Consider the following 10,199-nt stretch of genomic DNA (forward strand, 5'->3'; position numbering starts at 1 on the left):
AGGTTTCTGTTTTGTTTTACAACAAAATTTAATTTAAAAATCTATTTAATTTAAGAGTATTTTACATTCAAATTGAATGTAAAATACTCTATTTTTAATTTAAAAATAAAAATAAATTAAAAAAAGAAATAAATTACATATAAATTTAATTTAAAAATATATTTAAATTAACATAAAATTTAAATTAAATAAAATTTAATTTAAAAATAATTGTAAAACAAAATAAATTTAATTTATTTTGAAAATAAAAACAACTAAAATTTAAATTAAAATAAAATAAAAATTTTAATTTAAAACTGAATTAAAAACAAATCTATTTTAAATTAAAATAGATTTGTTTTACAAAAATATTTAAAATAAAAAAGGATTAATTTATTTTTTATTTAATTTAAACTATGAGGACAAGGAATGGATATTTATTTTACATTTATGTGTAAAATAAAAAAATAAATGTTTTTCGTTTTCATGTAAAATAAATAAGAAAATGGGAAAGAAACGTTGATTTATCAATGTTTATGATAATGTTTTATTTTTATTTTAAAATAAAACAAAGGAAAAAATAAGAAAAATAAAAAATAAAATAAAGGATATTTATTTTAAAATGTGAAATAAATACATGTAAGTTTATTTTACAAAACGTTGTAAAATAAATGAAAATTATTTGTCAAAAAACTTGAAATGAAATGATTTGCGCGCTACAATTAAGGTAGAGATTAGGACAAGTTTATTTTAAAAAATAGGGGGAAAAATAAATTATGAAAATTGAAAATATTGAATCAGTTGTGAGTAAAATCGAAGATTTAAAAAAGGGAAAATTTTCCAGTGAGAAAATCATGCAAATTTTAGACCTAAAAGAGAAACCTGAAGACATTTTAAAAGAATACGAGAAAGAACAAGGTTTGTATTCTATTGAAGACGCAGCAGTGAAGATCGGTGAAGAATTGAACGACAAATCATGGAATTATCGTAAGTTGTACAACCTTATCAATTGTGAGAATCCAAAAATCAAATCAGTGAAACAAAGCAATAAGAAAGGAAGAAAGATTCATATAAAGGAAATTAATCGTTTTATTGCTGAGAAGAAGCTGACGCGAGATGATTACAAGAATTTATATGACCATCAAATAGATAAGAATATAGAACTTGAAAAACAAATGAACGTATTAAAAGAAGAAAAAGATCAAAAAATAGCCGAATTAGAAGCGAAAATCAAGGAGTTAGAAGCACAAGTAAAGAAATCTGCACCAAAAACTCGTGGTACGAAAAAAGATGAAAAGGAAACTGGAAAGGTTGAGTAACCTCAATCTTTCCACGGTTTCAAAAAAAATTTTCATCAACCCTTGTTTTCAAAAAAAAATCGGGGTACATTGCAGTTAAGGTTTTAAGAAGTACCATTCCAAACAGTCTTTTGGTCTGGGTGTTTGAAGAGGTGATAGTCTATCAAACATACAAACAATTAGATATGTAATTTTTTTATACATAAGTGTATCAAAGGTCTACGTTATAGAAAGTCCTTGGGACTCTAAGGGCGGAACGCAGGAATAAGGGGTTATAGTGTACCAAAGGTACGTTTCAAATATAAGGGGGAATTTTCATGTGGAAATGTGAAGTTTGTGAAAGTATATGTGAAGAGTGGGAAGAATTTTGTAAGGCATGTGAAAACTATGATGAATCAGCAACGTGTGGGTTGTGTGGAGAAGTTTATACAATTCAATTAGGTTGTTGGTGTCAGGATGAAGATTAAGTTTTAGGAGGTAAAACAACATGATATACGGCTATGCGAGGGTTTCGTCCTCTGATCAAAATTTGGATTCACAATTAGTATTGCTGGAGCGATTCGGATGTGACGAAATCGTAACAGAAAAAATAACAGGCATCGCAGAAGAGAAGAAGCTGAATCAATTGATTGATAGCTTACAAGCAGGAGACACGCTCGTGGCGGTCCGAATGGACCGCTTGGGGCGTAATACCATACAGCTTCTTGAATTAGTAGAAGAATTAGAGAAAAAAGATATTCATCTTGTTCTGTTGGATTTGAATATTGATACAAGATCACCAACAGGGAAACTCTTTTTAACTATCATGTCAGCTTTCAGTGATTTAGAAAGAAAGACTTTAAAGGAAAAACAACGTGTCGGAATTGACGTTGCAAAGGCACAGGGAAAGCACTTGGGAAGACCTCGAAATTGGTCAAAATCAGGAATGGAAGAAGCAATTAAGATGTATCAGAATCATAGAATCATTTCTGAAATAGAAGATATAACAGGCGTGAGCAAAGCTTCTTTGTATAGAGAATTGAAGCGAAGAGGAATTACGAGAAATTAATTCAAATTAAGGTAAATAGGAGGTGTAATAATGGAAATAAATAATATGCAGTTTACACAAATAAAATATGGGAAAATTGAGCTTTTAATTCAAGAAAATGCAGTTGAAGTAGATCACTATACTGTTGAAGCAAAAGAAATACATAATCCTGCTTTGGAGCATTTTACGATTATATTTACAGAGGTTTTGGACAAAAGTCTTTTGGAGGAAAATGATGAATTATTCTTTATAGATCGCGTAGCGATTGGACTTACGAATGTGGAAGGTCAAATGTATGGTTTTTATCAGTACAGTAATACGTTTCCAACGATAGAAGAGGAACGTAAGTTCATGGAATACCTAATCCATAGAGAAGATGTACTGGAATCTTCTAAGAAATATGAAGTTCTATATAAGTATTTAAAGGAAAAACCTCGTTTGGATGGTTATACCATCATGGAGAAATTCTATGATGAAAGTGCAGGAAAAATGAAGGATATGGTCATGTATGTGGATTATGATGAAGAGGATGACGAAGAAAAAAGAATATTTTACTAGATTTTTATCGAAATTTAGTGCATATTTAGAACAAGATGACAGGAAAAATTGCATGAAAAAAACGACGCGCCAACGTCGTTTCAGGTAAAATCTCTCTCGCTAAAAAGAAATTTGATAACAGGTTTTATAAAATAAATATACTTACAATAAGTATATTTGTCAAACCTAAAAACAATCCTTTTTGTATTTAATTTAGAAAATAAATTTTGTTTGTTTTGCAAACAAATACAAAATGGGATAACGGATAAAAATGAGAGATTTAACCTTCCAATTTTTCTAACACGTTTTGTGTAAAAGGGAGGTTTTTTATATGGGTGTATTCAGTCTTGTTGATGCAGGAGAATATACAATTCAAGACTTAGTAAGAAAAAGTCGAATTGGTAAAAATCCAATTCAAATATACAATGGTACAAAAGAATCAAAAATGGTTTGGTTCGATGAACCAAAGATTTTACGAGATTTCGAGGACCAGGTGGAATATTATTTTGGGTGGATTCCAGATATGATGGACAACCGTTCACGTTATCTGTATAAAGGTTGGAAGTTTGATGGAATCGATTATCAAACAAAAGAAGATATTGTCATCTTCCAAGAAGCTGGTTTTGATTACAAAACATTACGTCGTGATATAGCAAAGAAAACAAATGGAAAAGAAGATCAATATTTAGTTCCAAATATACTTTCATTTCCAACAACAAGAAAAGTGTCCACTTTGCGTGAATTGCAGTTCTTGTATAGTGATTGTGATGATTATAAGATCATTGACGGTGGCTATACATATGAACAAATCATGAAAGTGATTGATAAATTAGTAGAAGAAAAGAAGATGCCAAGACCAACTGCTTTGTTAAAAGCAAGAGGATGGCAGCCGTTATGGAAACATTCACCGATTCCATTTTTCCGTGAGTTTGAATGGAAAAAGATGCAATCATTAATCCTTGCAGGATTAAAAGAAATTGGTGCTGATCCAGCCGCAACCGATGCGGTGCGTTATCTGAGAGCCAACAATTCTATTCATTCAGGAACAAAAGAACGTGTAAAAATGTATGTATTCACCGATGATTTTTATAGTTTTGATGATTTATACAAAACATATATTGGACCAATGGAACGACCAAAACCACATAAGAAAAAAGAATATAAAAAAGCAGGGAAAATCACACAAGGGAACTATCCTTTATGGAGAAAGTTTAAGTGGGGTTCATCACAACAATTACGTTCATTACATATTACAAGATTAATGGATTTAGAGAAACTTGTATTAGAATTGCGCGGTGGTTGTATCACTGGAAATCGTGAATATGCTTGTTTCTTATATCGTTATTGGCACTTATGTAGTCATGGTGATGAAAAATCAGCTATTTGTGCAATGTTGGACTTTTATCATAGTTTTGCAACTGTAAATGCTCCGTATTCAGACCATGATTTAATCAGACGCACAAACAGTGCGGAGACGGCCTGGAACAACTGGTTAAAGAATGAAAAAGACGGATACAATTACAGTAATGAAAAACTCATTGAAGTATTCGATATTACACTAGAAGAACAATCACAATTAGAAACAATCATTGGTGATAAAGAACACCAATTTCGTAATACCAAATATGTTACCCAAAAACGAAGAAACAATGGTGTAAAAGAACGTTCAGAGTATGAAATGGGTAAACAAGAAAAAATAGAAGCAATCACAAATGAATTAAAAGAGAATCCTAAAGTTAAAAACAAGGAAATTGCAGAAAAGACTGGAATCAAATTTGAAACAGTAAAAGCATATGCAAAATCCATTCGAAAAGACTTAGGAATCGCACGAAACTCCAAATGAAAAATTTGGGGTAAAGTGTGTCAGTTAAGATTGTAAAAAAAGGTATATATATTCGGAGAATATATAACTTCTTAAAAGAAATAAAAGAACTTAAAAGATTTTATCTTTTAGCACTCTTTATCTTTTTACAAACATATAATGTATTGGTGGAATCCTGCATATACACTAATACGGGATGGGGTGTGTTCTGTATTACTGGGAGGTACTTTTATGTTAGAAGAAAAAGAAAATGAAGAACAAGATGAATTAGAAGAACTAAAAACATTTACGATTTCAGAATCAGTAAAAATGAGAAAAGAAAAAAACAAACAACGAAACAAAGAATATGAAAACAAACTAAAAGTACTAAAAGAAAAAGCAGATAAGTTGAAAAAAGAATTAGGGTATTAATGAGACACTATCTTACAAGAAAAAAAGAAACTGTGACAAACAACTGAAGTTCAGTTAGTCCCATCTTCTTTTTCTCTTGACGGTAGTGTTTTTTTTGTTATGTTCTTTTTACATAAGAGAAAGAATGAAATGACTTAATAGATTACCTGCACAAGTACAAGTAATAGTAACAACACTATTGATAAGTATATGTTTCATGATGTATCATCTCCTTTCATTTTTTTAACTATGTATATTACGATGGAAAATTTGTTTCTATCACAAAGATCGGTTCTATATGGTAGAACTTAAAGATTTATATATATTTTTGGCGTTTTGGTGTTTTTAGGGGGCATTTTTATGGATGTACTTACAAATGTAAGTTGGGATGGAGTTTTGTTTATTACTCCACCAGCGATGATTGGATTAGTTTTTTTCTTTTTTTTATTTAGAAGTATTTTGATAGAAGAAGAGAAAGAAGAAAATATGAAATAAATATATTTTTTTAGGAGGTGAGAGGATTGGAATTTAAAGATGTAACAATTGGAGTATTGAAAGATATGTCTGAAGAGGAAGTTATAAAAGTTGCTATGAAAAGCTTTTTGGAAATTCCTAATTTAGATGTAGATCAAAAAGTATTAGATGCAACCACTATGTATCGAGCTGATTTTGATTTAGTAAAAAGGCACATAAAGTATGATTTTAAGAACTTTTTGGTGACCTACCCGTATGTGAATGAGCAAGAAGATGTTTTATATAATAAAGGGGTATTTTCGAAGGGACAAACAGATTTCTTTCCAATGAATAACTACTTCATTTCGGTTCGCGCGAATGTGACTGTTATGCCTTTCGGCATGTTGGAAGTTGTATTTATTGGGGAACATGTCTTTAGAAATAGTAATGACTATCGTCATTACAAAGCAAATACAATTTTCGAGACAACGGATTATTTTTATTTTGATTTCATCAAACAAGAATTTGTACAAGTGAATGAATCAGACCTCAATAATGGCCGCAAATTGAAAGTAAAAAATGAATCTGCTTATGTAGAAAAAACAAAGAAACATATACAAGAATACATAAAAAGGGAAGAGTTGTTAGAATATACGAAACAACGTTTGAAAGTTCGTGCGCGAACGTACCAAGAGCGTTTTCGTAAGTTTAAAGGTGTTTGGGGTTTAGGATCAAAGTTAAATACATTCACAAAAATAGAAAAGTATTTTGAGGAATATATTAATTTTTTAGAAGAACTAGAAGTAGGTTTACAACTGAAATTAATTTACTCGAAACTTACGAATCGTGAATTTCTGCAATTGGAAAAAATCCGTAAGGATTTATTAGAAACGGATATTCCCAAATGCCAAGAAACACTTCATCGCTTAGTTGAAGCAATCTGTGCAAAGGAAGAAAAATATCAATGGGATAATATCAAGGAATTCAATTTGAATTCGCTTGATGATGAAGATTTGGCGATTTTGAATGAATTTAGAGATGCAGATGTTAGAAGATTGTTAGATTTCGTTACACCACGGTCAATGGATTTTAATCCTTCTTTCCTTCTGCAGGGTTACATTGGGTATGATTTAACGTTAAAAGAACTCTACCCAAATCTGGCACAACTGGAGAAAAGGGAAATGAGAACGGATAAAATGGCTTCTGATTTATTAGAACGTGAACGAAAGAAAATGACGTTAGATCGTTTAGAACAACATGAAGCGAAAGCAGAAAATCCATCTGAGGAAAAAGAAGAGGAATATGTAGATGGTTGGTTCACTTTAGAGGAATTAACAGAACTCATTCAATTAAGTTCTTCTGCATTGCTATCAAAGGTACAAACAAGACGTGATGATAAAGGGTATTCAAAAGACGAAGGTATGGATAAATGGAAAGAAATCGGAGCAATGAAAAAGGATGATTTGAAGAAGATAGAAGAAGATTTTAAGAAGAAAAAAGAGAAGTCGTAAAGGCTTCTCTTTTTTTACTTGACTAATTGAAACGACGGTATAATTTAATCACAACATTATTTATTTCTTTTTTCTATTTTATTTCCACGACCTGCATAGAAAAATGCGTATTTCGTGACTGAATGCGATTGTATTGTAACTTAGTTTTTGGATAAAAAATAAATGACATTATTACTCTATTGATAACAACGACGTTAACTTGTTGAATCAATTTCATTATATATAAGGAAAAAATAAAAAATTAGGAGGAATTATTCATGCTTGAGCTCTTTTTTAGTACTTCATAGCATATTGTTTTATTGGAACAAATTTTAAAGCTTGTATCTCTTTGAATTTGTTGTTTTTCAGCTTCTTAATGGTTTTATATTAGATAGGTGAGAAAATCGTCTTATTTGACGAAATGAAGAACGATTTTTAGGTACCTGGTCAAAAATAAGCAACACAAAATTAAAATTAGAAATGGAGGAGATAATTTAATAGAAAAATTGATTTATCAGCAATTCTGCAACACTAGAAAGCACTTTGTTGTTACATGTGATTAGTAAGAAGTACTCTCATCTCGTCGTTCTCAATTTCGAGAACATGCCGAAAGGCGCGGTAGCCCCAAGGGCTCATAAAACAAGCTTGGGCAGCCAATTCGTAGCGGTACGGATTGGGCGTGGATTCTGAAGGGTCTCTGCGTGCATTGCGATAAATCCGTAAGGATTTTGAGGGGTGTCTGTAACTGCACTGAGCAGTTATCTTCGAAGAAGATAATGTGAGATTCTTTAGTGCGGTATGACGAATGAGGGGAGATACGACTACTCATGATGGCGGCGCATTGTTGTTTGTCTCTCGGGTTCCTTCGATGACTGGGAAGGAAACCGAGAGACAGATAATAATAAAAGTGCTTGTTGAACTACGCCCACAATCTGGTTTTGACCTTGTTTTTTAGCTTTTGAACTTGCTTTTTAGATCTTTTTAGTTAGTTTTTTGGGGAGGTGATGACATTGAAAACATACGAAAAAAAGATAGAAAAGATTTTCGAAAGGGGTCGCCAAGAGGGACTTGTAACGAACAGAAATAAGACCTATCAAGAAGCAGTAAATCGGATGGCAAAATGGTTTGAAGAAAATTATGGACCAAAAAAAGCGAATCCTAACCATTGGCGTGGCTGGATGGTAGATGCATATGTAGACCATTTGGTGGATCGATATGAAAAAGGTGATTTTGCAGGTTCTTCAATTCAAAAAGTAGTACATTCAATCGAAAAAGCACGAGTAATTGTGAAAGAAACAAAGTGTTTAGGTAAGAAAGATGGAAAACCTGTCACAATCCGTACAGGATTGAAGGATGAACGATTGGAAATGTTATTAGAAAAAGGAGTCACAAGGTCGAAAAACGACATTTCTGCACGAAAATCAACGATGCCACAGGCTGATCTGGTTCGTAGTCATCTGAATGATAATTTACAGTTTGCCTGTGAAACAGGTAAAAATACAAACGTCACACGAAATGCTGAAAACATTTCAAATGTAGTGCATTTCCAACAATTATTAGGTTCAAGGATAACGGCAGCGATGAAGCTGAAAGTAGAGGATATAGACTTCCAAAAAGGATTTTTAACGTTTCATAAAGATAAAAACAACTTCACTCGTAGAGTGAAGTTGAGTGAAGAAGCAAAAACGTTTTTAAAAGGTGTTATAGATGGGAAATCACCTGGTGCGCTAGTATTTGAATTTAGAAAGAAAAATGGAGATACAATGTCTCCAAAAGGAGCTAGTTCTTTGGTTCAAGAGCAGGTAAAGAATGCGGCCATGGCCGCAGGTTTGTATACGAAAGAATCCAGGTACACAACGCATTCGTTTAGAAAGGCATATGCACAAAACATTTATGATTCAACTCGTAATATGAGTAAATCACAAATCAGAGATTTGATTGCAGAACACCTTGCAGCACAGGGAAGCAATAAATTGCAGATCAAACGAAGATTGAAAAACGAGATGAAACGAATCAATAAAAATAATACATTCAAAAACAATTTTTCTCATGAACAATATAGAAGACTATATTGCTCACTTTGCCTGGGCCACAGTCGCATAGACGTGGTTGCAAGGCACTATATTACGCCAGACAAACCAAAAAGAATTAGCAAAGCAGCATAGGGAATCCGCAAGGATTCCTTTTTAAATAAAGGTAAAATAAAATATAATAAAGAAATATAGAATAAAATATAGAATAATAAAATGGTTTAAAGTTAGAATTAAACTTAGGACAAGTACGTTCTAGAATTGAGTTAAAGCCCTATGTAGAGAGGTTTAACTTAATTCTAGATTTTAAATATGGAGGTGGAATACTTGGAACAAAACAAGGAATATACGCAAAAGCAAGTCTCGGAAATTACTGGACTTTCGAATGATTTACTACGATTATATGAGAAGGAATTTAACTTAGAAATTGCGCGGACAAAAGGAAATCATCGTAGATATTCGGAAGAAGATATAAATAAATTCGTGACAATTAAAAAGATGATTCAAGATCAAAGTTTAAGCTATAAGCAAGTCCGTGCGTGGCTAAATGGCGAAGACATGACACCTGCTTTGCAAGATCACAAAGTCGTTTCGGAATTGGAAAAAATGATGATGGAACAAAAAGAAATGATTCAAGATTTATCAACGAAGTTGGAACAAAGCATAACGCTACAAGTAGCAATGGCGGCGCAAATGAAAGAATTAAAAGAAGACAAACTAAAGCTGGAACAAATAGTGGAAAATCGTAATCAAGATTTGATTAATGTTTTGATAGAAGAAAAACGGAAAGATCGTGAAGAACGAAAAGAGAAGAAATCGTTCTTTCAAAGGATTTTGGGTAACTAAACCAGGCGCGTTATGAGGTTGGACATTGGCTATACAACATACAATGCAGATGCTCGTTGTCAATACACGATCGACCGTATTGATCAATGAGTGGCGTTGTATGTTAGCCTTATTGGGCATTGCCAATCCATAGCGCCAAATCACGAATTTTTTACTTTTTCGAGAAAAACCGAAATCGTACGTTTCATTCGATTTCGGTTTTTTGTTGTTATAACAAGGTTTCTGTTTTGTTTTACAACAAAATTTAATTTAAAAATCTATTTAATTTAAGAGTATTTTACATTCAAATTGAATGTAAAATACTCTATTTTTAATTTAAAAATAAAA

At 31.9% G+C, this 10,199-nt stretch carries 10 protein-coding genes; all 10 read left to right on the forward strand.

From position 1 onward, the window contains the following. Nucleotides 1–755 precede the first annotated feature (755 nt). The 10 genes from PDQ40_RS27835 (at nt 756) to PDQ40_RS27880 (ending at nt 9,872) form a co-directional block, all read left to right on the forward strand. A complete protein-coding gene (locus tag PDQ40_RS27835) occupies nt 756–1,298 on the forward strand; it encodes a hypothetical protein (protein ID WP_270691769.1) in 543 nt (180 codons plus the stop codon). 296 nt (nt 1,299–1,594) lie between these two features. Continuing rightward, nucleotides 1,595–1,744: a hypothetical protein gene (locus PDQ40_RS27840; protein ID WP_270691771.1), complete on the forward strand. Its 150-nt coding sequence runs from the start codon at nt 1,595–1,597 to the stop codon at nt 1,742–1,744. A 20-nt stretch (nt 1,745–1,764) separates the two neighbouring features. Continuing rightward, on the forward strand, nt 1,765–2,325 hold the full coding sequence (locus tag PDQ40_RS27845; protein ID WP_270691772.1) for a recombinase family protein: 561 nt from the start codon (nt 1,765–1,767) through the stop codon (nt 2,323–2,325). A gap of 30 nt (nt 2,326–2,355) precedes the next feature. After that, nucleotides 2,356–2,862 (forward strand): hypothetical protein, encoded by a 507-nt coding sequence (locus PDQ40_RS27850; RefSeq protein ID WP_270691773.1) that lies wholly within the window; start codon nt 2,356–2,358, stop codon nt 2,860–2,862. A 310-nt stretch (nt 2,863–3,172) separates the two neighbouring features. Beyond that, nucleotides 3,173–4,684, forward strand: coding sequence for a hypothetical protein (locus PDQ40_RS27855; RefSeq protein ID WP_270691774.1), 1,512 nt, complete (start codon nt 3,173–3,175; stop codon nt 4,682–4,684). 210 nt (nt 4,685–4,894) lie between these two features. Then, nucleotides 4,895–5,074 carry a hypothetical protein gene (locus tag PDQ40_RS27860; RefSeq protein WP_270691775.1) on the forward strand — a complete coding sequence of 60 codons (180 nt, stop codon included), beginning with the start codon at nt 4,895–4,897 and terminating at the stop codon, nt 5,072–5,074. A gap of 339 nt (nt 5,075–5,413) precedes the next feature. Then, nucleotides 5,414–5,548: a hypothetical protein gene (locus tag PDQ40_RS27865; protein ID WP_270691776.1), complete on the forward strand. Its 135-nt coding sequence runs from the start codon at nt 5,414–5,416 to the stop codon at nt 5,546–5,548. 26 nt (nt 5,549–5,574) lie between these two features. After that, nucleotides 5,575–7,017 carry a hypothetical protein gene (locus tag PDQ40_RS27870; protein WP_270691777.1) on the forward strand — a complete coding sequence of 481 codons (1,443 nt, stop codon included), beginning with the start codon at nt 5,575–5,577 and terminating at the stop codon, nt 7,015–7,017. A 989-nt stretch (nt 7,018–8,006) separates the two neighbouring features. Then, entirely contained in the window at nt 8,007–9,161 is a 1,155-nt protein-coding gene (locus tag PDQ40_RS27875) for a site-specific integrase (protein ID WP_270691778.1), read from the forward strand. A 192-nt stretch (nt 9,162–9,353) separates the two neighbouring features. Next, on the forward strand, nt 9,354–9,872 hold the full coding sequence (locus PDQ40_RS27880; protein WP_442866585.1) for a MerR family transcriptional regulator: 519 nt from the start codon (nt 9,354–9,356) through the stop codon (nt 9,870–9,872). Nucleotides 9,873–10,199 lie beyond the last annotated feature (327 nt).

This window comes from Bacillus cereus group sp. Bc061 (assembly GCF_027715825.1).
Taxonomy (GTDB): domain Bacteria; phylum Bacillota; class Bacilli; order Bacillales; family Bacillaceae_G; genus Bacillus_A; species Bacillus_A paranthracis.

What these genes read in the sequence shown, in the direction of transcription:
- PDQ40_RS27835 (WP_270691769.1), top strand. Translation starts at nt 756, where the DNA reads ATGAAAATTGAAAATATTGAATCAGTTGTGAGTAAAATCGAAGATTTA.
- PDQ40_RS27840 (WP_270691771.1), top strand. Translation starts at nt 1,595, where the DNA reads ATGTGGAAATGTGAAGTTTGTGAAAGTATATGTGAAGAGTGGGAAGAA.
- PDQ40_RS27845 (WP_270691772.1), top strand. Translation starts at nt 1,765, where the DNA reads ATGATATACGGCTATGCGAGGGTTTCGTCCTCTGATCAAAATTTGGAT.
- PDQ40_RS27850 (WP_270691773.1), top strand. Translation starts at nt 2,356, where the DNA reads ATGGAAATAAATAATATGCAGTTTACACAAATAAAATATGGGAAAATT.
- PDQ40_RS27855 (WP_270691774.1), top strand. Translation starts at nt 3,173, where the DNA reads ATGGGTGTATTCAGTCTTGTTGATGCAGGAGAATATACAATTCAAGAC.
- PDQ40_RS27860 (WP_270691775.1), top strand. Translation starts at nt 4,895, where the DNA reads ATGTTAGAAGAAAAAGAAAATGAAGAACAAGATGAATTAGAAGAACTA.
- PDQ40_RS27865 (WP_270691776.1), top strand. Translation starts at nt 5,414, where the DNA reads ATGGATGTACTTACAAATGTAAGTTGGGATGGAGTTTTGTTTATTACT.